The sequence below is a fragment of the Streptomyces lydicus genome, from assembly GCF_000717345.1.
Taxonomy (GTDB): domain Bacteria; phylum Actinomycetota; class Actinomycetes; order Streptomycetales; family Streptomycetaceae; genus Streptomyces; species Streptomyces lydicus.
In genome coordinates this window covers 1-23,615 of sequence record NZ_JNZA01000066.1, presented here as the reverse complement: position 1 = coordinate 23,615, position 23,615 = coordinate 1, and the positions used below count along the sequence as shown (strand labels likewise).

The window sequence follows — 23,615 nt, the reverse complement described above, 5'->3', positions numbered from 1 at the left end:
ACGGCATACGAGATGCTCAGGAGTCTCGTGGGCTCGGAGATGTGTATAAGAGACAGCCGCAGGGCCGCAACTCCGGACCCCCGCAAGGCCGCAGCTCAGGACCCCCGCAGGGCCGCAACTCCGGCCCCCGCAAGCCCGCACCTATGCCCCCCCGCAAGTCTCCGAGGCCCCCGCCCCTCAGCTGTCCGTCTTCCGGCGTTCCAGGGTCTTGGTGACGTTCACGAACCCGTCCTGGGCGGCGACCAGTTGGCCGCCCCGTACGACTTGGTAGGTCACCATTCCGTTGACGATGCGCGGGAAGTCCTGCACGGCCAGCATGTCGTCGTCGCGCCAGCGCAGCTTCGGGGTCAGGCCGCCGGTGTCGATGGCCCGGTCGCCCTTGTCGAGGGTGGTCTGCAGGTTGTGCGCGGTGATGTCCTGGACGCCCTCGTCGTCGAGTTGCTCGATCAGGGCGCGCAGCACGGTGTAGGCGATCCAGGTGGTCTGGACGCCCTGGTCGGCGGGGTCGAGGCGGTTGTCGCCGAAGGCGTAGTCGGTGATGACCCGGCGCATCGGCTTCCAGCGGGGGTCGGCGGCGACCGGGTACCAGCCGGTGATGTCGGCGCCTTCCAGCGGCCCGGAGGTGCCGCCCGTACGGTTCACCAGTGACTGGCCGACGCTTCCGAGCACGGAGGCGACGCGCACTTCGGGGCTCTCTTCCTGGAGCCGCCGGAACGAGTCGAAGAAGGCGTCCGTGTGGTCGCCGAGCGAGGCGGTGACGCAGGCGCCGGGCGCCTTTCCGCCGGCCGCGGCGGTGCCGAAGACGGCCGGGTCGGCGCCGACCTCGTCGAGGGCGCGGGTCACCTGCGGCGAGTAGTTGGTGCCGTCCTCGGGGGCCTTGATGTCCTTGGCGGGTTTGCGACTGCCGTTCTGCAGGCCGGAGTTGAGCAGTGACGGCATCTGGTCGCCCTGGATGGTGTCCGGGCGGACCAGCGCGACGCGCTTGCAGTCGCGTGCCAACTGGCGGCCGTTTCCGGCGAGCAGAGACGCCTGGCCTCCGTTGACGGGGTAGGACAGCGGGCTTTCGAACTCCTCGTCGGAGGCGCCGTAGCCGCCGATGAAGGGGATGCCCTTGACCTCCAGCGGCGACATGAACTGCCGGCCGAACTGGCTGTACGAGCCGACGACGGCGGCCGCGCCCTGGTCCACGGCGCGTTGGGCGCACTGTGCGGCGGCCACCGAGTCGTTGCGCTCGTTGCAGGTCAGTACCCGCAGGCGGTGGCCCCGGATGCCGCCGTGGGTGTTGACCCAGCGGGCGTACGCCTGCGCCATGGCCGGCATGCCCGGCATGTTGGTCGCCTTGGTGTTCTCCGGCGCCCAGGTCATGACGGTGACCGGCTCCTTCTCCCCGGAATCCCCCGAGCCGGGGAGGGAGCCGCAGGACGAGAGCAGCGACGCGAGGGCCGCCCCGCATGCCACCGCCGAGACGGTCACGACCGCGGGAGCACGTCGGAAGGGGCGGGGGGAGGAGCGTCGCCGTCCGGTCATGGCACCGCAGCCTTCCGTCCTGCCCGGAACGGGCGAGTGACGAAGGGGCAACGGATGGTGACGCAGAGGTGAACTCCGGGGGGCTGCTTGAGATCGTTCGTGGAGAACGTACGATCGAATGCTGTGCAAGGTTCGGAGAAGTCTTCCCGTCGCGGCCGCCGCTCGACCACCATGGGCGGCATGCCACTCAACGACATGCCGTGGTGGCGCTGGCGCAGCAATGTGCGCTCCGCGCTGCACATGCTCTCCGACCCCGCGTTCCACGAGGACACCTGGCTCGCCGGCCGGCCCGGCTACGGGGATGTCACCGACGCCGTCTATCGGCTCGTCGAGGACACCTGGCTGGACAACTGGTCCGCCGACAAATACGTCGGCACGATCTTCCGCGACGCCCAGGAGGCGCAGCTGGTCGACGCCGCCGTGCTGCGGGTGCTGCGGATCATGCACCAGGTCGGCGCGGACGCCCCGGTCACCGCGTACATGGCCCACGAGGGCTGGCCGGAGGCCGTGCGGGCGGCCCGGGAGGCTCATCTGCGGCTGGCGGCGGCGGATGGCGAGGACCCCGATGCGCCGCCCCGCTCGCTGGAGGTGCTGGCCATCATGACCGGTCAGGCGGACGCCCCGGCCTGACCTGCTCCGCGGGTGTGCGACCCTATGAGGTCATGAGCGAGTCGCAGTCCACCAAGCCGGGTCACCAGGACCGGAACGAGCAGAAGAACGATCGCAGCGATCGGAACGGTCGGAACGATCAGTACGTCCTCACGCTGTCCTGCCCGGACAAGCAGGGGATCGTGCACGCCGTGTCCAGTTACCTGTTCATCACGGGCTGCAACATCGAGGACAGTCAGCAGTTCGGCGACCACGACACCGGCCTGTTCTTCATGCGGGTCCACTTCAGCGCGGACGCCCCCGCCGGGTCCTCGACCCCGGAGGCGACCGTCGACAAGCTGCGGGCCAGCTTCGCGGCGGTGGGCGACTCGTTCGGCATGGACTGGCAGATCCACCGGGCCGACGAGAAGATGCGGATCATCCTGATGGTGTCCAAGTTCGGACACTGCCTCAACGACCTGCTCTTCCGCTCCCGGATCGGCGCGCTGCCGGTGGAGATCGCGGCCGTGGTCTCCAACCACACGGACTTCGCCGAGCTGGTCGGCTCGTACGACATCCCCTTCCACCACATTCCGGTCACCCGCGACACCAAGGCGCAGGCCGAGGCGCGGCTGCTGGAGCTGGTGGAGGCGGAGCGGGTGGAGCTGGTGGTCCTTGCCCGCTACATGCAGGTGCTCTCCGACGATCTGTGCAAGGCGCTGTCCGGCCGGATCATCAACATCCACCACTCGTTCCTGCCGAGCTTCAAGGGCGCCAAGCCGTACCACCAGGCGCACGCCCGCGGCGTGAAGCTGATCGGGGCGACCGCGCACTACGTCACGGCGGACCTCGACGAGGGCCCGATCATCGAGCAGGAGGTCGAGCGGGTCGGCCACGAGGTCACGCCGGACCAGCTCGTGGCGATCGGCCGGGACGTCGAGTGCCAGGCGCTGGCGCGGGCCGTGAAGTGGCACAGCGAGCGCCGGGTGCTGCTGAACGGCAGCCGGACGGTCGTCTTCGCCTGACCGGCGCCGACGGCCCGCCCGGCCGTGTTTCAGAGGCGGGAGAGCGACGCGGTCGCGAAGAGCACCTCGCGGATCGCGTCACGCTCGCCGTGCTGCCCCGCCGCGGCCTCCTCGGGCAGGATGTGGCCCGCGGCCAGCTGGCAGAACTCGGCGCTGTCCAGGGCGATGTGCGCGACGGTGTGGTCCGGGGTGCCCAGGGCGGCCGGTGAGTCCAGCGCTATGTACCAGTGGCCGCCGCCGTTGCCCTCGACCTCCAGATGGAGCGTACGGCCCGGGGCGCCCGCCTCGACCAGCCGCTGCGGCGGCGCGGCGAGCCCGGCCCGCCGGCGGTCGGCCAGCGCGCTGGGCAGCAACCGGGCCGCGAGGTCGACCATGCGGTGCAGGTGCGCGGCGGCCGGCGCCTCGTACGGATAGTCCACCGCCTCCGCGATGTCGCCGGCGTGCACCCAGCACTCGAAGGCGCGGTCGAGGAACGCGTCGCGCAGCGGGAGTCTGAAGTCGCCGTACGGGACCGCGAGTTCGGCGACCTTGCCGCCGGCGAACGACACCTGCCGGATCAGGGAGTAGCTCTGGTCGCGCCATGGCCCGTGGGCGGCCGTCGGGCCGAGCTCCCCGTCGGGCGACCGCCAGAACGTCTCCGTACGGATGAGGGGGTTCGGGGCGCCGGGCGGGGCCGCGGTGCCGAGCGGGTCGGGCAGGCCGAGCGCGGTCGCGACCAGGCCGTCCACCGCCATCAGGTGGCCCATGACGCCGGCGACGGTGGTCTCGCGCTCGACCGGACGCTCGCCCTCGAACCAGCGCAGCCGCACCGGGGCGCGCCACTCCGCCTCGCCCATGTCGCGCAGCAGCGCGTCCAGTTTGGCGGTCTCCGCGTCATACGGAGCCGCCCAGTCGGGCACCGGGATACGGGCCGGCCGGCGGCCCAGGCAGCCCTCCAGCACGCGGGAGCGGAGCAGCGGATCGAGGTCGAGGCTGTCGGCGGGGTGCAGCAGTCCGACGGCGTCGCGCAGCCGCAGGGCCTCGTCGGCGCACGAGGCGCAGTCGGTGAGGTGCTCCTCGACGGCGGCGGTCTCCTCGGCGGAGCAGGCCGACAGCGCCCAGGCGCCGAGCAGCGACTTCAGGACGCGGTGCGGCGGGGCGGGCGTCGGGGCGGTGAGCGGGGCGGGTGCAGGGGCGGGGTCGGTCAAGGGCTCGGCTTCCGGTTCGCGCGGGGTGTCCGCGCGCGGATCGTCGTGGGGCGGGGAGTCGCCGTCCCACGCGCCCGCGTCGCCCGCCGGGTCGGTGACCGGCGCGGGAGGGAGGTCGGGGAGGGGGCCGCGGTCCTCGGGCGCGGCGCGCGGTGCCGGTATCCGCGGCCGTTCACCGGGGCCGCCGGACACCTCGCGGCCGTCCCACTGGTCCGGGCCGTTCACAGGGCCCGTCCGTGGCCGGAGCCGGGTGGTGCGGAGGAGCCGGGGCCGGAGCGGTGGGTGTGCGGCGGGCGCGAGCCCAGGGGCGGCTGTGACGCGTGGGACGCCGCGGGGGTGGCCCGCACCGTGCTGGAGGTGTACGTGGTGCGGTGGGTGGGCGGCAGGGCCTGGTGGTTGTGGGCGGTGGACAGCAGTTGCAGGCCCAGCCGCAGCCGGCGCCGGGCCTCGTCCTCGGTGACGCCGAGGTCGGCGGCGGTCTGGCGGTAGTCCCGGCGCTGGAAGTAGGCGAGCTCCAGGGCGTCGCGCAGGGGTGCGGGCATGGACGTGACGATGTAGTCGGCGCGGGCGGCCGTGGACGCCTCGCGGATCTTCTGCTCTATCTCGGCGGGCGCCGGCGCGTCGTCCCCGCAGTCGCGCGCCGAGTCGGCCTCGGTCTGGCGCAGCCGCTGGACGGCCTGGTGGCGGGTGACGCCGGCGACCCAGGAGCGCAGGGAGCCCTGCTTGGGGTCGTAGGAATCCGGGTGCTCCCAGATGTAGGCGAAGACCTCGCGGGTGATGCGGTCGGCGGCGTCCTCGTCGTCCAGGACGCGGTGGGCGAGGCTGTGCACGAGCGAGGCGAAGCGGTCGTAGAGCTCGCCGAGCGCGGCCGCCTCGCCGCGGGCGAGCCGCTGCTGCATCCGCCTGTCCCAGCGCGGTGGCGCGTCGTGTCCCATCGGACCCCCATCCCTGCCCGTCGCCTGCGGGCTCACTCCTCAGCCGTCACTCCTGCACGCGTCATGCCCGGTTCTGTGCGCACGATCACAGAAAATGCCGTGCCATCGAATGTAGTGCGCCGGTCCGACAACGCACGCTCCTTTGCGGCAAACCGAGCCCTGCGGGGGATTCGGATGGTATTGCCCTGACGGCAGCCTGACGGCGGATGGCCCGTTTCGCCGTGCTGAAGCCCCGGGGAAGCCGACCGAAGATGCTCGAAGTTGCTCGATGTGGAGCATCTGTGAGCGTATGCGGCGATCTGTTATCCGGGTGTGACCGGATGCCGGCGAATCGGTGCGGTCTCCTGGGCATAGCCTTGGACAGGACGGCCTGTTGCGCCATGAACGCGCCAAGGATTCGCTCGTGTTTCAGGGGATCGAGGTCGGGCAGTCGAGCCGGGGAAGGATGTGTTCCGGATGCAACCGGACACATCCGGTCCGAAAGCGAGCGAAAGGCTTCGAGCGCGTGTCGTTGAAGGTGGCAGAGGACGAACAGGGCCCCTGGGCGGTCCTCCAGGTCTCCGGTGAGATGGACCTGGTCACGTCGCCCGCGGTGCGCCAGCACGTGCACGACGCGGTGGCGGACGGCCGCAGATCGCTCGTGCTCGATCTTTCCGAGGTGCGGTTCTGCGATTCCAGCGGCGTCGGCGTACTGATCGCCGCGCGCCGCCTGATGCGTTCCTGTCAGGGGCGGCTGCGGCTGATCCTCCCCGCGCAGGGCGCCGTCGACGGCTCCCACGTCAACCGGGTGCTGGCCGCGCTCGGCGTCCGCCGGCTCTTCGAGGTCTACCCCGACCTGCACACCGCCGTCGACGAGGCCGCCGCACCGCTCTCCGCCTGACGCGCCCCACCGGCCGGCCGCGCCCCGCCGCCGGAGTCTCCACCAGTCACCCGGCCGGCCCGTCCCTGCGCCGCCCTCTCCGTGCCCGAATCACCCCGCTCCGTACGGGAATTCCGCCCGTACGACGAAGCCGCCGTCGGACGTACGACGCGCCTCCAGCGTCCCGCCGAGGCTCTGCGCCCGCTCCCGCAACCCCACCAGGCCGTGCCCGCCGCCCGGAAGCGCGGGGACCGTCGCCGCCGCGTCCGGCGGCCCGTTGCGTATCTCCACCCGCAGCCCCGCGTCCGCCGGATCGACCCGGACCCGCACCTGCGCCCCCGGCGCGTGCTTGCGGACGTTGGTGAGCGCCTCCTGGACCGTGCGGAAGGCGGCCCGCTCCACCGTCTTCGCCCCGCTCGCGCCGGCCACCACACCGCCCTCGTACGTCACGTCCAGCGCACTCATCTCGATCAGCCGCGGCAGCTCCTCCAGATCGGGCTGCGGCGCGAGTTCGCGCGCTTCCTGCCCGCCGTCCTCCGCCCGCAGCACCCCGACCATGTGCCGCAGCTCCTCCAGCGTCCGCACGGACAGCTCCCGGATCGTCCGGGCGCCCGCGCGCGCCGCCTCGTCCGCCGTGCTGACCTGCACCGCGCCCGCCTGCAGGCTGATCAGGCTGACCTGGTGGGCGACCACGTCGTGCATCTCCCGGGCCAGCCGGGCGCGTTCGGTGGTCTTGACCCGGTCGGCCAGCAGCCGGTCCTCGCGCCGCAGGCTGCGCGTCAGGTCCTCGACGCGGGAGGCGAGTTCCCGGCGGGTGCGCACCAGCAGGCCCAGCGCGATCGGCGCGGCCGAGGTGACGCACGCGTCGATCAGCACCAGGGTGTTCTCGCGGTACGCGGTGAGTTCGAAGTCGGAGATCGGGTACGGGAGGAAGTGCGCGGCGATCAGCAGCACCGCACAGATCCCCAGCCGCACCCGGCCGGGCCGCCGGGCGGCGAGCGTGTAGAGCCCGATCATCGGCGCGAACCAGATGTAACCGATGTAGAGACCGGGCAGCGTGAAGAGGAAGACCAGCAGCGGGAAGCGGCGGCGCAGCAGCAGGGCCGCCGCGGCGACCACCGACACCCCCAGTTCCAGGGCCATCTTCAAGCCGTTGACCAGCACCGCGTCCGCGATCGCCAGCAGCACCGGCACCACGACCGGGGCGATCCGGCGCAGCCGCCGCCCCCACTTCCCCCGTACGAACGCCCGGCCGGCCGCCGTCCCGCGCGCGAGCAGCCGCCCGCCGCGGACACTCACGCCGTCCCCCGCGGCGCGCCCGTCACCAGGCCGGCGCGGTCGGCGACGATGGCCGCCTGGATGCGGTTGATGCCACCCAACTTGGCCAGCAGGGCGCGCACATGGTCCTTGACCGTACTGGGGGCCAGCCCCATCCGGTCCGCTATCCCGGCGTTGCCCAGGCCCTCCCCGAGCAGCGCCAGTACCTGCGACTCCCGCGGCGTCAGCCCGCTGACCGCCCGGGCCGCCGCGGCCTGGTCCTCGGCCGTCAGATAGCCCCCGATCACCGCCCGCGTCACGCCGGGATCCAGCACGCTGCCGCCCGCCGCCAGCGTCCGTACCGCCCGCACCAGTTGCTCCGGGTCGGAGTCCTTGAGCAGGAAGCCGGCCGCGCCCTCGCGCAGCGCGGCGGTCAGGTACTCCTGGGCGTCGAAGGTGGTCAGCATCGCCACGGCCGGCGGGTCCGGGGCGGCGCGCAGCCGGCGCAGCACGGTCAGCCCGTCGACGTCCGGCATCCGGATGTCCAGCAGTACGACCTCGGCGGCGGCGCGCAGCACGGTCTCCACCGCTTCGGCCCCACCGCAGTCCGCGACCATCTCGATGTCCGGGGCGGTCCCCAGAATCATCCGCAGTCCCGATCTGACCAGCCGTTCGTCGTCCACCACAGCGACGCGGATCACCGGCCGCCCCTTTCTGCTTCCTGCTGGTTCACACCACCCGATCCCGCGGAACCGCCCGGCGCTGCGCGACTCCGTACCCCTGTCAATCCGGCCCGCCCTCCGACGGACCCGCACCCCCGCCGAGCGGCGGGGGTGAGCCCGCGACCTCGGGAGGATGCTGCGGGGAGCCCCCCGCAGGCAGAGTGTTCACATGCTGCACCACTGAAGAGGCCACAAGCCCAGGACGCGTTGCAGTTCACACCGGCGGCCGCCGCGACCCCCACACGCGGCGGCCGTCTTTGGCGTGCGGGGGCGGTTCGGAGGGGGATCTCCCCCGCACCGCCGGGAGCCCGCCGCTTCGGCAGCCCGCCCCGCCGTCGCCCCTACGGGCGTCCCGCCCGGGCCGTGCGGAAGCCTTCCGTCCGGATCCCGCCGTACGGGCCGAAGCCGCGGCCGGTCGCCAGGACGACCACCGACGTCATCGCCGCCAGGCCGTAGGCCGTCGTCGCCATGGACAGCGCGCCCTCGGTGGTCTCGAAGGACCGGTTGAAGAAGTCCGTCACGGTCAGCCAGACCACCGTCCGCACGGTCAGGTACAGCTCGACCGCGGCGAACACCAGCAGGGCGCCCCGGACATCGCGGCGCGCGCGTAAGGCCAGCGTCCCGAGGATCAGCAGCGTGAGCACCGAGCCGACGGTGGTGAACTCGGTGGACGCCGACAGGTCCGGCGTGCCCAGCAGGGAACTGTCGACCACCCCGCGAAGGTAGTGCGCCACGTCCGTCCCGCCGGCCGTCAGGTCCCGCACCGTCCAGCTCAGCCGCGCCAGCCCCATCAGCAGGAACAGCACGCCGCAGATGCGTGCCGACCGGTCCCGGCGGGTGTCCGGGCCCGCCCACGCCGCCGCCGTCCCCGGCGCGCGCCGCCGCCCCTCCACGGCCGGCAGCAGCACGGCCGGCACGACGAGCGCCACCACCAGGCCCAGGCCGCGGGTGGCCAGCGCCCAGCCGCCCAGCGGGTCGTTGCCGTACTGGGCGCGGTACGGGCCGGACAGCAGGCCCACCCCCTCGCGCAGGGAGACCGCGAGCAGCAGCGCGGCGGACAGCAGCGCGGCCGACCGCGCCACCCGGCGCTGCGCCAGGGCCAGCGCCGCGACGACGGCGAACACGACGGTGAAGGACCATTCGTACGGGCCGAGCACCTGGGCGGCGGGGGCGGCCCCGGGGTTGAACAGGCCCTCCAGGAAGTCGTCGAGGTCGCCGTCCCCCCGGGCGATGCCGTAGACCGTCCAGGCGAGCAGCGTGCCGGCGTACACGCCCAGGCACAGCGCGGTCACCCGGTAGGCGCCGCGGTGCTCGGGCGCCGCCCGGCCGGGGTCGGCGCCGGGCCGGACGTCCACCGTTCCGCCGTCCTGCATCACCATGACCGACCCCCGCTCCGCCTGCCGCAGGCGCCGTACCGGCCCGTCCCGTACGACAGCCTCACTGTGTCAAGGACGGTGCGGGAGCAGGTGGAGGTTCCACCCCGTGTCGTACGCCGGTGGGTTATCAGTGCACCTGGCGCGCGGTGGCCGCGATGAAGTCCCGTATGCCCTGGCGGGTGGAGGTCCGTACGCTGTCCAGGGCCTCCCGGTCGGCGACCCGGTGCAGTTCGGTCACCGCCGCCATCACCTGCTCGGTGCGGTCGAGGAGTCCGGGGTCGTCGGTCACCATCTGCGCCCGGAACATGGCCTCTTGTGCCGCGTAGCGGGTCTTGTACATCTCCTCCCGCAACTCCGGGCTGTCCTCGTCCCAGGGGTCCTCCTCGTGCAGCGTGAACCAGCGGTGGACCAGGACCCGCCGGTAGTCCAGCAGTGCCCCCGCGTACGCGCAGTACGCGTCGATCCGCTCCTGCCGGAGCCGCTCCGCGCGGGCGAACCGCTCGCTGCGGTCGGCGGCCCGGCTCTGGAAGAAATGGGTGACGCCGGAGCCCAACAGGGTCCCGAACACGGCCACGACGCTTGCGACAACTGCCTCCATGGCCGCAGTGGACCACAGGGCACCAGGTCAGCGGCAGGGCACCGGCACAGCGGGCGCCGGCGAGGGGTGGCGCCCCGCCCGCCGGGGGCCGGTGCGGCAAGATGGAGCCATGGGGATCTTCGGGGGCGAGGGCCGTCTGATCGGTGACCGGTACCGCCTGGGAATACGGCTGGGCCGCGGCGGCATGGGAACGGTCTGGCGGGCCACCGACGAACTGCTGGGCCGTCAAGTCGCCGTGAAAGAACTGCACTTGGACGAGGACGCGGCCGGCCCGGAGGCGCGGGTGCAGCGCGAGCGGGCCATGCGGGAGGCGCGGACGGTCGCCGGGATCAAGCATCCCCATGTGATCGTCGTGCACGACGTCGTCGAGCAGGACGGCCGGCCGTGGATCGTGATGGAGCTGGTGGAGGGCCCGTCGCTGGCCGACCGGCTGCACAGCGGCGGGTCGGTCGCCCCGCGCGAGGCGGCCCGGATCGGCGTCGCGCTGCTCGGCGCGCTGCGCGCCGCGCACACCCGCGGGGTGCTGCACCGCGACCTCAAGCCCGCCAACGTCCTGCTGGAGTCGGGCACCGGCCGGGTCGTGCTCACCGACTTCGGGATCGCCCAGGTCCCCGGCGTCACGACGCTGACCGACGCCGGCGGCTTCGTCGGCTCGCCCGAGTACACCGCGCCGGAGCGGATGGCCGGCCGCGCCACCGGCCCGCAGGCCGACCTCTGGTCGCTCGGGGTGCTGCTGTGCGCCGCGCTCAACGGTGAATCGCCCTTCCACCGCGACTCGTTGGGCGGCGTGCTGCACGCCGTGGTGTACGACGCGATCGAGCTGCCCGAGGCCGCGCGCCCGCTGCGCGCGGTGATCGGCGGCCTGCTGGAGCGCGATCCGGAGCGCCGGCTGGACATCGCCGGGACCGAGCGGCTGCTGAGCGGCTATCTGCACTCGGGCCGCGCCCCCGAACGCGCGCCCGGCGGCCCGGCCGGCGAACACCCGCCTCCCGAGGGCCTCCTGCTCCCCGGGACGCCGCCGGTCGCCCCGCCCGCACCCGGCGGTGCGCCCGTCGCCCCCGGGCCCTTCCCGCCGGCCGGCCCCGGCGCGCCCGTGCCCGCCGCCGGTGGCCGGCCGCTCCGCGAGGCGCTCGACGGGCGAGCGCCGGCCGCCGCCGCCCGCCCGCACACCGGCAGGACCCGCACGGCGCTGCTCGTCGCGCTCGGGGTGGTGGTGATCGCCGGCGCCGGGGCGGGCGTCACGGCGCTGCTGATGCGCCAGGACGGCACCACCGACGGCGGCGGCCGGACCGGCCACTCGCAGCAGGCCGCGGACGCCACGCCGAGCAGGAAGCCGGGCGGCCCGCACCGCACGGCCGCCGCCGGGCCCGCGCCGGCGCCCACCGCCACGGTCCCGGCCGGCTACCGCCTGGTCCGCGACAAGGTGGGCTTCGCGTTCGCCGTCCCGGACGGCTTCACCCGCTCCTACGAGAACGACCGGGTCTACTACTACTCCCAGGGCAAGCGGTTCCGGATCGGCGTCCAGCTCCAGCGGCAGGTGGCCCAGGGCCCCCTCGGCGCGATGCGCACGGCGGACGCGAAGGGCCCGGCCACCTACCGCGGCTACCGGCAGGGCCAGGTCACCGAGACCACCCACAACGGCCTGACGGCCGGGCTCTGGGAGTTCGTCTGGAACGGCAGCGCCGAGGACGGCGGCTCGCGCTACACCTACGACCTCAGCTGGGACGAGGGCGGGCGGATGATCGACGTGTGGATCTCCTCGCCGCTCGGCTCCCGCACGGAGGCCAAACGCCACTTCGACACCGCGGTCGACGCGTTCCGGCTGACCGGCACCTGATCCGGGGCCCGGTCCTCCCAGACCAGAGCCCTTGCGGCCAGCGATCGCTGGCGCGATTGTGGGCGCCGCGTGAAAACCTATTACTGCCGGGTACACAAAGCGTCCGGGGAGGAATACGCTCGCCCGCATGACGGACTCGCAGGACACCGGAACTTCCTCCTCCGCCACCGCCGAGGCTCCCGCGGTGCCGCCCACCGACGGCAACCCGGTCGCGCCCGCCCCGGCCGGCGCCCGCACCGCCGCCGACGTGGTCACCCCCGAGGTCGCCGCCCGGCTCACCCGTGGTGTTGTCGGCAGTGGCCGCACCGCCAACCACACCCCGTTCACCGGGGAGAAGCTCGCCGACCTGCCGGAGTCCACCCCCGAGGACGTCGCCACCGCCTTCGAGCGGGCCCGCGCCGCCCAGGCACGCTGGGCCGAGGTCCCGGTCCGGCAGCGCGCCGCGGTGCTGCTCCGCTTCCACGACCTGGTCCTGCGCCGCCAGGCCGAGGTCCTCGACCTGATCCAGCTGGAGACCGGCAAGGCGCGGCTGCACGCCCACGAGGAGGTGCAGGCGGTCGCCGTCGCCGCCCGCCACTACGGCCGCAAGGCCCCCGCCTACCTCCGGCCGAAGGGCCACACCGGTGTCGTACCGACCCTGACCAAGGTCACCGAACTCCGCCACCCGCGCGGCGTCGTGGGCCAGATCGCGCCCTGGAACTACCCCCTCGAACTCTCCGTCGGCGACGCGCTGCCGGCCTTCGTCGCGGGCAACGCCGTGGTGATGAAGCCCGACACGGAGACCGCGCTGACCGCGCTGTGGGCCCGTGAGCAGATGATCGAGGCCGGGCTGCCGGAGGACGTCTGGCAGGTCGTGATCGGCGAGGGCCCGGTCGTCGGCCCCGCGGTCGTCGAGCACGCCGACTACGTCTCCTTCACCGGCTCGACCCGTACGGGCCGCGAGGTCGCCCAGGGCGCCGCCGCCCGGCTGGTCGGCGTCTCCCTCGAACTCGGCGGCAAGAACGCCATGTTGGTGCTGCACGACGCCGACGTGGAGAAGGCCGCCGCCGGCGCCGTCCGCGGCTGCTTCTCCTCCGCCGGCCAGCTGTGCATCTCCATCGAGCGGCTCTACGTCCACGACTCCGTCGCCGACGACTTCCTCGCCCGCTTCGCCGCCCGTACGAAGGCGATGCGGCTGGGCAACTCCCTCGCGTACGGCGCCGACATGGGCTCGCTGGTCGGGGAGCGCCAGCTGGAGACCGTCACCCGCCATGTCGAGGAGGCCGTCGCCAAGGGCGCCGAGCTGGTCGCCGGCGGCCGCCACCGCCCGGACATCGGCCCGCTGTTCTACGAGCCGACCATCCTCGACGGGGTCCAGGCCCCGATGGCCGTCTGCGGAGAGGAGACCTTCGGCCCGGTCGTCTCCGTCTACCGCTTCAGCGACGAGGACGAGGCGGTGGCGCTCGCCAACGCCACGCCGTACGGGCTGAATTCCAGCGTCTGGACCAAGGACGGCCGCCGCGGCCGCGCGGTCGCCGCCCGGCTGCGCACCGGCACGGTCAACGTCAACGAGTCCTACGCCGCCGGCTACGGCAGCGTCCAGTCCCCGATGGGCGGCATGGGCGACTCGGGTCTGGGCCGCCGGCACGGCTCCGAGGGCATCCTCAAGTACACCGAGGCGCAGACCGTCGCCCACCAGCGGGTGATGCCGCTCGCGCCGTCCTTCGGGATGACCGACGAGAAGTACGCCCGGTTCATGACCCGCAGCCTCCAGGCGATGAAGGCGTTCCGGCTGCGGTGAGCGGCGCGCGGTAGTCCGGCCACTTCGGCAACGATCAGCAGGGAGAGCCAGTGCCCCAGGAGAACTCTGCCCGAAACCCGCACGCGGCGACCGACGGCCCCGAGGACAGTGACGGCTACGACTACGACGTGCTGGTCGTCGGCTCCGGCTTCGGCGGGGCCGTCACCGCCCTGCGGCTGACCGAGAAGGGCTACCGGGTCGGCGTCCTGGAGGCCGGCCGCCGCTTCAGCCGCGAGTCGCTGCCCAAGAACTCCTGGGACCTCAAGAACTACCTGTGGGCCCCGGCCCTCGGCCTCTACGGCATCCAGCGCATCCACCTCCTGGGCAAGGTGATGGTCCTGGCGGGCGCCGGCGTCGGCGGCGGTTCGCTGAACTACGCCAACACCCTGTACGTACCGCCGAAGCCGTTCTTCGACGACCCGCAGTGGCGGCACATCACCGACTGGCAGGACGAGCTGAAGCCGTACTACGACCAGGCGCGGCGGATGCTGGGCGTACGGCTCAACCCGACGATGACGCCCTCGGACGTCCACCTGAAGGCGACCGCCGAGGCCATGGGCGTCGGCGACACCTTCCACATGGCGCCGGTCGGGGTGTTCTTCGGGGACGGCGACGACGCGGACGGCACCGCCACGGCGGAACCGGGAGCCGAGGTCGCCGATCCGTACTTCGGCGGCGCGGGCCCGTCCCGCAAGGCGTGCACCGAGTGCGGGGAGTGCATGACGGGCTGCCGGCACGGCGCCAAGAACACCCTCAACGAGAACTACCTCTACCTGGCGGAGCGGGCCGGCGCCGTCATCCACCCCCTGACCTCCGTGGTCGCGGTGACCGAGAACTCCCGCGGCGGCTTCGCCGTGCGGACGCTGCCGACGGACGACCGGAAGAAGGGCCGACGAGGCGGGGCGGCGCGATGGGGGTACCCCCGGACGAAGTCTGGGGGAGCCTCGACGGGAGGTGGTGGCCGGGAGACGGGCGGGCGGACGTTCACCGCCCGGCGGGTGGTCCTCGCGGCCGGCACCTACGGCACCCAGACCCTGCTGCACCGCATGAAGGACAGCGGCCTGCTGCCCTGCGTCTCCGGCCGCCTCGGGGCGCTGACCCGCACCAACTCCGAGGCGCTGGTGGGCGCGCAGACCGACAACCGCCGCTACCGCAAGCGGCACGGCGCGGCGAAGGCCGACTTCACCAAGGGCGTCGCGATCACCTCGTCCATCCACCCGGACGAGAACACCCACATCGAGCCGGTCCGCTACGGCAAGGGCTCCAACTCGATGGGCAGCCTGACGGTCCTCCAGGTGCCCTACCGGCCCGCCGGGCGGGTCGCGGGATGGCTCGGCAACATGGCGCGCCACCCCCTGCTCGCGCTGCGCTCGCTGTCCAACCGCCGCTGGTCGGAGCGGACCATCATCGGGCTGGTCATGCAGTCCCTGGACAACTCGCTGACGACGTACCGGAAGCCGACGGGCCTGGGCAAGGGCCTGCTCACCGCGCGCCAGGGCCACGGCGCCCCGAACCCGACCCAGATACCCGAGGCCACCCGGGCGGCGACCCTGCTGTCCGAGCAGATCAACGGCTTCGCGGGTTCCAACATCGGCGAGCTGATGGGCACCCCGCTCACCGCGCACTTCCTCGGCGGCTGCCCGATCGGCGACTCGGCGGACTCCGGCGTCATCGACCCGTACCACCGCCTCTACGGCCACCCGGGCATCTCGGTCGTCGACGGCTCCGCGGTCTCGGCGAACCTCGGCGTCAACCCGTCCCTGACCATCACCGCGCAGGCCGAGCGCGCGATGTCGCTGTGGCCCAACAAGGGCGAGCCGGACCCGCGGCCCGCCCAGGGCCGGGCCTACCGGCGGCTGGACCCGGTCGAGCCGGTGCGCCCCGCCGTCCCCGCGGACGCCTTCGGCGCGCTGCGGCTGCCGTTCCTCGCCGTGCCGCCGGTCCCGCCGAAGAAGTCGCTCGACCGGAACCCGTGACGCGGAAGGGCCGCACCCGGACTCCCGGGTGCGGCCCCTGACGTCCGCCGGTGCCGCTTACGCGGCCGCGGCGCCGCCCGAGGTCTTGCGGCGGCGCACGACGAAGATCGCGCCGGCGCCCGCGACCATGGCGACCCCGCCGACGAGGGCGAGGGTCGGCAGCGCGGAGGAGGCACCGGTCTCGGCGAGCTTGCCGGTGACCGGGAGGTCCTTCAGGTCACCCTGCGGAGCGGGCTTGTTGCCCTTGCTCTCGCCCGGCTTGCCCTTGGCCGGCGGCACGCTGCCCGGCTTGCTGCCGGCGACGAGGACGTCGAAGTCGTACTGCGAGACGTCCGAGAACCCGCAGACGTCGTCCTCGTTGTGGTACGCGCCGATGGTGAACGCGAAGCCGTAGCTGCCCGGCGTCTTGGCGTCGACCTTCAGGCGCAGCTTGGCGTCGGCGTACTCACCGGGCTTCAGGCCGTCGACGGAGGCGAAGTAGCCGTCCACGTCGGTGATGGCCTCCCAGGCGTGGCTGTCCTCGTCGTACCACTGCACCGTCAGCAGCTTGGAGACGTCGTCGAAGGTGCCGGTGCTCACGCCGCCCAGCGCGACGTAGGCGTCGACCGACTTCATCGCCTTGTGGGAGGTGTTGGTGGCGCGGAAGGTGAAGTTCTTCCAGCCGGAGCCGGCCACGACCTTGCTGGGCAGCCCGCGCAGCTCGGTGCTGATCGCCGCCTCGTCCGACTGCTCGGCGCAGGTCGGGTCCTCGCCGGGGCCGTGGGTCGGCTTGGCGGTGGGCTCGGCCGAGGTGGTGGGCTTGGCGGTCCCGGTGGGCTTGGTGCCGCCGCCCGGGGTGGTGGCGGGGGCGGTCGGCCCGGTCCCGCCAGCGGTGCCGGTCTCCTCGCCGGGCTCGGTGTCCGAGCCGGGCGTGGTGTCGCCGCTCGGGGCGGTCTCGTCACCGGTGCCCGGGGTCTCGGGCTGCGCGGTGGGGGCCTCGGTCTGGTCCGGGGCGGGGGTGCCCGTCGTCGGCTCGGCGCTCACGGTGGTCTCGGTGCCGGCACCGGTCGCGAACGCGGCGGGGGCCGCCATCAGGGCGGCGGGGGCTATGACGGCCGTCGCGGCGGCGGCCGTCAGGGCACGGCGAAGCTTCATCGAGAAGACCTCTCGGGGTCCAAAGTGCCGGTGGGGGGCACAAGTGGGTGGCGGGCCGTCGCGGTGGGGCGCGGTAGGGCCGTGCGATTGCACGTACATGACCGGCCATGGCCAAAAAAGGTTGTTCGCTCAACCGAAACAAGGGGCGTGATGCTGGTCACAGCCTTCACAGCCGCCTCACAGGGCACGCAAAGCCGGCTCACAGCGCAGGTGGGAGCGGCGGCCGTGCGCCGGATGTGCGCCCCCGCAGAGCGAAGGGCCCCGAATACCGTCCGCGAGGGGGGTGCGGACGGCACGGGGCCCTTGGCTTTCGGTGCCGGCGTCAGGGCAGCGCCGGCACCGACGGGCGGCGCTGGGGGGGGGGTAGCGCCGCTGGCTCGGGGTGGTGCTTCGGGGTGGTGCTCAGGGGTGGTGCCGAGGTCCGCCCCGATCGGACCAAGGGCAGTGTGCGGTCCGTACCGGGAGCGGTAGGTCGTTCGTCAAGCATCGTCCTGGATGCGCCTCACCTGGCGCAACCGTTTCGACCGGATGCGGTCGGTCCCGGGCGTCCCCAGGACCGACCACCCCATCGGATGTGACCGGGCTGCTGTCCCCTGCTGACCGGTCACCGCACCGGAGCGAGGTCCCACGACGCGGACCGCGGCAAGCGGCCGGCGTCTCATCGTTCCGGATCTTCCGCCCGTGGGGCGGCGTCTACGCGTAGTCCTGCAGGCCGCGCCTGGCTGGCGTGGCACCGGGAACAACGAAGCCCCGCGGCGGCCGGTCACGCGCCGTACGGGTGAGTCGGCAACCGAACTCAGATCCAGCAGCTGCGCCGGGCGTGCACCCCCGTGCCGCGCGCTCCGGCCCGCCGCCGAAACCGACCGAACGCCGAAGGGAACCAGCCACACCCCGCCACCCCCGGCTGCTCCGGCCCGCGGGGCCGGGTGGTGCCCGGGGCGCGTGCCGGGGCCGGCGGGGCGTCGCTCAGATCTGGCCCCGCGACAGCTCCAGCAGGGTCATCGCCAGCGCGGTGCCCGGCCTGCCGAGCTGGTCGCGGTAGTGGGCGAGGATCTCCATCTCGCGGGTGAGATTCACCCGCCGCCCGCCGGAGGTGATCCGCTCGCGCTGGATGACGGCCGAGACGGCCATCCGTTCCTGCACGAGGCCGATGATCCGGCCGTCGAGATCGTCGATCCGGCGCCGTGCGTCGGAGATGATCCCGGCCGCCTCCGGGGTGCGCGCTCCGGTGTCGGGAGTGGGGGCGGTGGTGGTCTCGGTGCTCATGGGGTGTCTCCTGGGGTGAGCGGGCCCCGGAGCCGCTGACGGTCCTCGGCATGCACAGACGCCCCGGACCTTGTCGGCCCGGGGCGCCTGGGAAGTTTGCTCGTCAGTCGATCAAGCAGCACAACCATGGCAACCGGATGGGCCGGTGCCATAGGTAAAGGCGAAGGTCAGCTGCTGGAACATGAGTCACAGTATGAGCCCGTTAGAATCGAAAGTCCAACCCCGCTCCACACCCGCCGGAAGGCCGCCGAAGTGCCATCAGCGCCCCCTGCCGCCGCCCCGGACGTCGTCCTCGTAGTCGACTTCGGCGCACAGTACGCCCAGCTCATCGCCCGCCGAGTCCGTGAGGCCCGGGTCTACAGCGAGATCGTGCCGTCCACCATGCCGGTGGCCGAGATGCTCGCCAAGAACCCCAAGGCGATCATCCTCTCCGGCGGCCCCTCGTCGGTCTACGCGGAGGGCGCCCCCCGCCTGGACCGCGCCCTGTTCGAAGCCGGCGTCCCGGTCTTCGGCATGTGCTACGGCTTCCAGCTCATGGCCACCACTCTCGGTGGCACCGTCGACAACACCGGCGCCCGTGAGTACGGCCGTACCCCGCTCGCCGTCTCCCGCCCCGGCTCCACCCTCTTCGAGGGCACCCCCGCCGAGCAGTCGGTGTGGATGTCGCACGGCGACGCCTGCTCCGCCGCCCCCGAGGGCTTCACCGTCACCGCGTCCACGGACGTGGTCCCGGTCGCCGCCTTCGAGAACGACGAGAAGAAGCTCTACGGCGTCCAGTACCACCCCGAGGTCATGCACTCCACGCACGGCCAGCAGGTCCTGGAGCACTTCCTGTACCGCGGTGCGGGCATCGAGCCGAACTGGACCACCCACAGCGTGGTCGAGGAGCAGGTCGCCGCGATCCGCGCGCAGGTCGGCACCAAGCGTGCGATCTGCGGGCTGTCCGGCGGCGTGGACTCCGCGGTCGCCGCCGCCCTCGTCCAGAAGGCCATCGGCGACCAGCTGACCTGCGTCTACGTCGACCACGGCCTGATGCGCAAGGGCGAGTCGGAGCAGGTCGAGAAGGACTTCGTGGCCGCCACCGGCGTCCAGCTGAAGGTCGTCGAGGCCGAGGAGCGCTTCCTGAACGCGCTCGCCGGGGTCAGCGACCCCGAGCAGAAGCGGAAGATCATCGGCCGCGAGTTCATCCGCGTCTTCGAGCAGGCCCAGGCCGAGCTGGTCGCCGAGGCCGGCGCCGAGGGCGAGGAAGTCGCCTTCCTGGTCCAGGGCACGCTCTACCCGGACATCGTCGAGTCCGGCGGCGGCACCGGCACCGCCAACATCAAGTCGCACCACAACGTCGGTGGGCTCCCCGACGACATCGAGTTCGAGCTCGTCGAGCCGCTGCGCCAGCTGTTCAAGGACGAGGTGCGGATGGTCGGCACCGAGCTCGGCCTGCCCGACGAGATCGTCCACCGCCAGCCGTTCCCCGGCCCCGGCCTCGGCATCCGCATCGTCGGCGAGGTCACCAGGGACCGCCTGGACCTGCTGCGCGAGGCGGACGCCATCGCCCGCGAGGAGCTGACCGCGGCCGGCCTGGACCGTGAGATCTGGCAGTGCCCGGTGGTCCTGCTCGCCGATGTCCGCTCCGTCGGCGTCCAGGGCGACGGCCGCACGTACGGCCACCCGATCGTGCTGCGCCCGGTCTCCTCCGAGGACGCGATGACGGCCGACTGGACCCGTATGCCGTACGAGGTGCTGGCCCGCATCTCGACCCGCATCACGAACGAGGTCGCGGACGTCAACCGCGTCGTCCTCGACGTGACCAGCAAGCCGCCGGGCACCATCGAGTGGGAGTGACCCCCGGGGTCTCCCGCTGAGCCGATCGACCGCGCCGCCGTTCGGGCCCTCCGGGGCCGGAGCGGCGGCGTTGTCGTTCCCGCCGGCGGGGGAGGGCCGCGGTTGACGCCTCTCGGCGTCCGGCACATGATGGATTCCGAGTAGCGATAGATTGATTCCGTTGTGCGGAATTGAGTGAGTGGGTGGCGCGATGAGCACGATCGGATTCCTCGGCCTCGGCATCATGGGCAGCCCGATGGCGGTGAACCTCGCCAGGGCCGGACACACCGTGACCGGCTGGAACCGCAGCCCGGGCCGGGCGGGCGCCCTGGTCGCGGCGGGCGGCAAGGAGGCGGGCTCGATCGCCGAGGCGGTCCGGGACGCGGACGTCGTGATCACCATGGTCCCGGCGTCGCCGCAGGTCGAAGCCGTCGCCTACGGACCCGACGGGATCCTGGAGAACGCGCGCGGCGGAGCGCTCTTCATCGACCACTCCTCGATCACCCCGCGGACCTCCGTCGACCTGGCCGAGGCCGCCGCCGCCAAGGGCATCCGGGTGCTGGACGCCCCGGTGTCGGGCGGTGAGGCGGGCGCCGTCGAGGGCACGCTGTCGATCATGGTCGGGGGCGAGCGGGCCGACCTCGACGCCGCCCGGCCGGTCCTCGACGCGGTCGGCACGACCGTCGTGCACTGCGGTCCGCACGGCGCCGGGCAGACCGTCAAGGCCGCCAACCAGCTGATCGTCGCGGTCAATCTGCAGGCCCTCGCCGAGGCCGTCGTGTTCCTGGAGAAGTCCGGCGTCGACCTGCCGGCCGCCCTGGAGGTCCTGTCCGGCGGACTGGCCGGCTCCACCGTCCTGACCCGCAAGAAGGACGCCCTCCTCACCGGCGACTTCCGCCCCGGCTTCAAGCTGGAGCTGCACCACAAGGACATGGGGATCGTGACCGACGCGGCCCGCACGGTGGGCGCGGCACTGCCCGTCGGCGCGGCCGCCGCGCAGCTCGTCGCCTCGGCCGTGGCCCGCGGCGACGGCGCGCTGGACCACTCGGCGCTGCTGCGCGGCGTCCGCCTGCTGAGCGGCGAGCCGGCCGACGGGGCCGGCGAGCCGAACGGCTAGCGGCCGTCCGCCGAGCCCTCGGCGTACGCCGCCAGGCGGCTCAGGGTCCGGCTCATCGCCGGGCCCATCCGGGCCGGATAGCCCGGGAGTTCGACGACCAGGCGGGGGAAGCGGGCGCCGCGCCAGTCGTAGGTGTGCGTCACCCGGGTGCCGCCCGACTCCAGCGGCTGAAGCCCGTAGCGCCAGCGCTGGCCGCCGACCAGCCGGCGGCCGGCCAGTTCGCCCCAGGTCTCCCAGGCGAGCAGCCGGTCCGTCTCGTACTCCACGACGGTGTTGACCGAGCGGTACGGGATGCCGCCCTGACGCATGCCCATGCTGAACCGGTCGCCGAGCGCCAGCGACCGCGGTCCCTCCGGACGGCCGCGCAGCATGCCCGAGCCGTCCAGGTCGGCGTGCCGGTGCGGATCGGTGAGCAGGGCGAACAGTGCGGCGGGCGGCGCCGCCACGTCCTTGTGGACCACGACAGTTCTCATCGCCCCAGGATGCCGCCCGGCCCGTACGCGGTTCACAGCACCTCCACCGCACCCGTCGGTGACCTCTCTGGTCTCTTCACGGGCCGCGGCGTAGCTTCCGGGGCGAGCACCCGCAGAACGAGGAGAGCCGCGATGTCCGAGCCGAGCGCGCCCACGCCCCTCCCCACCGAGCAGCTGCACTTCGAGATGCCGCCGACGCACGAGACGGTCGAGGGCGAGCGGCGCCACCGCAAGGAGCGCCTGACGGCGGCGCTGCGGCTCTTCGGGCGGCTCGGCTTCGAGGAGGGCGTCGCGGGCCACATCACCGCGCGCGACCCGGAGTTCCCCGACTGCTTCTGGGTCAATCCCTTCGGGATGTCCTTCCGGCACCTCACCGTCAGCGACCTGATCCTGGTGAACGGGGACGGCAAGGTCGTCGAGGGCCGCTACCACGTCAACCAGGCGGCGTTCGCGATCCACGCGCAGGTCCACCGGGCCCGCCCGGACGTCGTCGCCGCCGCGCACAGTCACTCCACGTACGGCAGGGCGCTGGCCGCCCTCGGGGAGCTGCTGGACCCGATCACCCAGGACGTCTGCGCCTTCTACGAGGACCACGCGCTGTACGACGCCTATACGGGCGTCGTCGTCGACGAGGAGGAGGGCCGCCGGATCGCGGCCGCGCTGGGGCCGCACAAGGCCGTCATCCTGCGCAACCACGGGCTGCTGACGGTCGGCGGCTCGGTCGACGCGGCGGCGTGGTGGTTCTTCACCATGGAGCGCTCCTGCCAGGTGCAGCTGGCCGCGAAGGCGGCCGGCAAGCCGGTCCTGATCGACCACGCCGACGCCGTCCACACCCGCGAGCAGCTGGGCAACGACCTGGTGGCGTGGATCAACTACCAGCCGCTGTACCAGCAGACCGTGCGGAGCGAGCCGGGCCTCTTCGAGTGAGGCGGGCGGGGCCACGCCGGCCGGGAGGGCGGGCGTGCCGCGGGCCGACGGGCCGGTGCCCCCGCGGGACCGCGCGGGTCCCGCGGGGGCACCGCCGCCGGAGCGGCCGGGTCACAGATGCGGGAACAGGTCCAGGAACGGGTCCGCACTCGCCGAGATGCCCCGGCTGAACGGCGCGTCGAAGTCCCAGACGAGGAACAGCAGGAAGGCGATCAGCGCGCTGAAGAGGCCGGCCATCAGCAACTCCCGCGGCGAGCGCCGGATCTGCAGGGTGAAGACGACGCCGATGCAGATGGCGCCTCCGGTGATCAGCCCGAACCACACCACTCCGGGCAGCGTCGAATCCGCCGCGTCCGCCCGGGCCGAGCGGGCCGCGTCGACCACCCCGACCTGGTCGACGAGCGGCTGGTAGGACTGCCCCTCGAAGTCGTTGGCCGGGTGGTAGTCGGTGACGTCGGACCGCACCTTCGCCAGCAGCTCGGTGCCGCGCGCGGTCAACTGCCCCCGTTCAGCCATCACCGGCCACTCCTTGTGGACGACGTAGGACGCGTACGCCGTCACGTCCGAGCGGATCCGGTCGCGCACCGGCGCCGGATAGGCCCGGGCCCGCGCGCTGACCTCGTGCAGGGCCTGCGCCTCGGTCCGTACGGTGTCCTCGGCCGCGCTCCTGGCCTCCCAGACACCGGCGATGGCCAGGCCCAGCACGATCGCGTACACCACCCCCACCATCATCGTCAGATACTCGATCACATCGGGCGTCTCGGTCGGATCGTGGTCCTCAGTGATCCGGCGCTCCTTGAGGACGGTGATCAGCAGGACGACACCGCACACGGCGGCCATGGCGATACCCAGCACCAGCCATTGGGACATGAGGACCTCCTACGAGGAACGGCGCCCGGCGGAGCCGGACGAGGAGCTCGAACGGGGACGGAGGGCGGCGCCCGCCAGCACGGCCGGGGCGGTGATCAGCAGGGTCGTGGTCACGATGGAACGGCCGCTCCGCGGCGGGTGGGACGCCCGCACGTAACTGCGGGGCAGCACGGGCGCGGGGGACGGCGGCCGGCGCACGGTCCTGCGAGCGGGCGGCGGCGGGGGGCGGGGGAGGCGGCGGGCGAGGGGGGGGGGGGCCCGCCCCCCGCCAGCACGGCCGGGGCGGTGATCAGCAGGGTCGTGGTCACGATGGAACGGCCGCTCCGCGGCGGGTGGGACGCCC

20 protein-coding genes and 1 pseudogene are annotated in these 23,615 nt (G+C 73.1%); 10 read left to right on the top strand and 11 right to left on the bottom strand.

All coding sequences use genetic code 11. The annotated features are described in order from the left end of the window. Positions 1-177: 177 nt before the first annotated feature. Positions 178-1,527 (bottom strand): ABC transporter substrate-binding protein, encoded by a 1,350-nt coding sequence (locus OO62_RS35285; RefSeq protein WP_033271814.1) that lies wholly within the window; start codon positions 1,525-1,527, stop codon positions 178-180. A gap of 171 nt (positions 1,528-1,698) precedes the next feature. Here OO62_RS35285 and OO62_RS35280 point away from each other — a divergent pair, with 171 nt between their 5' ends. Then, positions 1,699-2,157 carry an SCO4402 family protein gene (locus OO62_RS35280; protein WP_033271813.1) on the top strand — a complete coding sequence of 153 codons (459 nt, stop codon included), beginning with the start codon at positions 1,699-1,701 and terminating at the stop codon, positions 2,155-2,157. Positions 2,158-2,189: 32 nt separating this feature from the next. Next, the gene (gene purU / locus OO62_RS35275; protein WP_033271812.1) at positions 2,190-3,140 is read left to right on the top strand and encodes a formyltetrahydrofolate deformylase; all 951 of its coding nucleotides are present in this window, start codon (positions 2,190-2,192) and stop codon (positions 3,138-3,140) included. Positions 3,141-3,169: 29 nt separating this feature from the next. On the opposite strand, the gene OO62_RS35270 is transcribed toward purU, so the two are convergent. Further along, complete coding sequence (locus OO62_RS35270; RefSeq protein WP_033271811.1) at positions 3,170-4,552, bottom strand: zf-HC2 domain-containing protein; 1,383 nt, start codon at positions 4,550-4,552, stop codon at positions 3,170-3,172. A gap of 173 nt (positions 4,553-4,725) precedes the next feature. Then, positions 4,726-5,262: pseudogene (locus OO62_RS35265) on the bottom strand (sigma-70 family RNA polymerase sigma factor); the annotation flags it as partial. A gap of 505 nt (positions 5,263-5,767) precedes the next feature. Between OO62_RS35265 and OO62_RS35260 the strand changes: the two are divergent. Beyond that, positions 5,768-6,142, top strand: a complete 375-nt coding sequence (locus OO62_RS35260) for an STAS domain-containing protein (protein WP_026169623.1) — start codon at positions 5,768-5,770, stop codon at positions 6,140-6,142. 90 nt (positions 6,143-6,232) lie between these two features. On the opposite strand, the gene OO62_RS35255 is transcribed toward OO62_RS35260, so the two are convergent. The 4 genes from OO62_RS35255 to OO62_RS35240 form a co-directional block, all read right to left on the bottom strand. Further along, the gene (locus OO62_RS35255; protein WP_397681804.1) at positions 6,233-7,420 is read right to left on the bottom strand and encodes a sensor histidine kinase; all 1,188 of its coding nucleotides are present in this window, start codon (positions 7,418-7,420) and stop codon (positions 6,233-6,235) included. Beyond that, positions 7,417-8,079, bottom strand: coding sequence for a response regulator (locus OO62_RS35250; RefSeq protein WP_033271809.1), 663 nt, complete (start codon positions 8,077-8,079; stop codon positions 7,417-7,419). The genes OO62_RS35255 and OO62_RS35250 overlap by 4 nt, the downstream gene beginning before the upstream one ends. A gap of 362 nt (positions 8,080-8,441) precedes the next feature. Next, positions 8,442-9,479, bottom strand: a complete 1,038-nt coding sequence (locus OO62_RS35245; RefSeq protein WP_033271808.1) for a hypothetical protein — start codon at positions 9,477-9,479, stop codon at positions 8,442-8,444. Between the two features lie 124 nt (positions 9,480-9,603). Then, positions 9,604-10,074: a hypothetical protein gene (locus OO62_RS35240; RefSeq protein ID WP_033271807.1), complete on the bottom strand. Its 471-nt coding sequence runs from the start codon at positions 10,072-10,074 to the stop codon at positions 9,604-9,606. A 109-nt stretch (positions 10,075-10,183) separates the two neighbouring features. Here OO62_RS35240 and OO62_RS35235 point away from each other — a divergent pair, with 109 nt between their 5' ends. The 3 genes from OO62_RS35235 to OO62_RS35225 all read left to right on the top strand — a co-directional run bounded on the left by OO62_RS35235 (position 10,184) and on the right by OO62_RS35225 (position 15,667). Beyond that, positions 10,184-11,911: a serine/threonine-protein kinase gene (locus OO62_RS35235; protein ID WP_033271806.1), complete on the top strand. Its 1,728-nt coding sequence runs from the start codon at positions 10,184-10,186 to the stop codon at positions 11,909-11,911. Between the two features lie 127 nt (positions 11,912-12,038). Then, a complete protein-coding gene (locus OO62_RS35230; RefSeq protein WP_033271805.1) occupies positions 12,039-13,691 on the top strand; it encodes a succinic semialdehyde dehydrogenase in 1,653 nt (550 codons plus the stop codon). 50 nt (positions 13,692-13,741) lie between these two features. Next, positions 13,742-15,667 carry a GMC oxidoreductase gene (locus OO62_RS35225; RefSeq protein WP_033271804.1) on the top strand — a complete coding sequence of 642 codons (1,926 nt, stop codon included), beginning with the start codon at positions 13,742-13,744 and terminating at the stop codon, positions 15,665-15,667. A 57-nt stretch (positions 15,668-15,724) separates the two neighbouring features. On the opposite strand, the gene OO62_RS35220 is transcribed toward OO62_RS35225, so the two are convergent. Both OO62_RS35220 and OO62_RS35215 read right to left on the bottom strand, forming a co-directional pair. Further along, positions 15,725-16,801 carry an LAETG motif-containing sortase-dependent surface protein gene (locus tag OO62_RS35220; RefSeq protein WP_033271803.1) on the bottom strand — a complete coding sequence of 359 codons (1,077 nt, stop codon included), beginning with the start codon at positions 16,799-16,801 and terminating at the stop codon, positions 15,725-15,727. Positions 16,802-17,767: 966 nt separating this feature from the next. Beyond that, a complete protein-coding gene (locus OO62_RS35215; protein WP_033271802.1) occupies positions 17,768-18,067 on the bottom strand; it encodes a chorismate mutase in 300 nt (99 codons plus the stop codon). Between the two features lie 252 nt (positions 18,068-18,319). Between OO62_RS35215 and guaA the strand changes: the two genes are divergently transcribed. Both guaA and OO62_RS35205 read left to right on the top strand, forming a co-directional pair. Next, positions 18,320-19,906, top strand: coding sequence for a glutamine-hydrolyzing GMP synthase (gene guaA, locus OO62_RS35210; protein ID WP_033271801.1), 1,587 nt, complete (start codon positions 18,320-18,322; stop codon positions 19,904-19,906). A 190-nt stretch (positions 19,907-20,096) separates the two neighbouring features. After that, entirely contained in the window at positions 20,097-21,002 is a 906-nt protein-coding gene (locus OO62_RS35205; RefSeq protein ID WP_033271800.1) for a 2-hydroxy-3-oxopropionate reductase, read from the top strand. Here the strand turns inward: OO62_RS35205 and OO62_RS35200 are convergent. Continuing rightward, positions 20,999-21,475 (bottom strand): SRPBCC family protein, encoded by a 477-nt coding sequence (locus OO62_RS35200; RefSeq protein ID WP_033271799.1) that lies wholly within the window; start codon positions 21,473-21,475, stop codon positions 20,999-21,001. The genes OO62_RS35205 and OO62_RS35200 overlap by 4 nt on opposite strands. A gap of 132 nt (positions 21,476-21,607) precedes the next feature. Between OO62_RS35200 and OO62_RS35195 the strand changes: the two genes are divergently transcribed. Continuing rightward, on the top strand, positions 21,608-22,402 hold the full coding sequence (locus OO62_RS35195; RefSeq protein WP_033271798.1) for a class II aldolase/adducin family protein: 795 nt from the start codon (positions 21,608-21,610) through the stop codon (positions 22,400-22,402). A 111-nt stretch (positions 22,403-22,513) separates the two neighbouring features. On the opposite strand, the gene OO62_RS35190 is transcribed toward OO62_RS35195, so the two are convergent. Further along, entirely contained in the window at positions 22,514-23,272 is a 759-nt protein-coding gene (locus tag OO62_RS35190) for a bestrophin-like domain (RefSeq protein WP_033271797.1), read from the bottom strand. Between OO62_RS35190 and OO62_RS39800 the strand changes: the two genes are divergently transcribed. Next, positions 23,271-23,429: a hypothetical protein gene (locus OO62_RS39800; RefSeq protein WP_157850188.1), complete on the top strand. Its 159-nt coding sequence runs from the start codon at positions 23,271-23,273 to the stop codon at positions 23,427-23,429. The genes OO62_RS35190 and OO62_RS39800 overlap by 2 nt on opposite strands. The last annotated feature ends 186 nt before the right edge of the window (positions 23,430-23,615 follow it).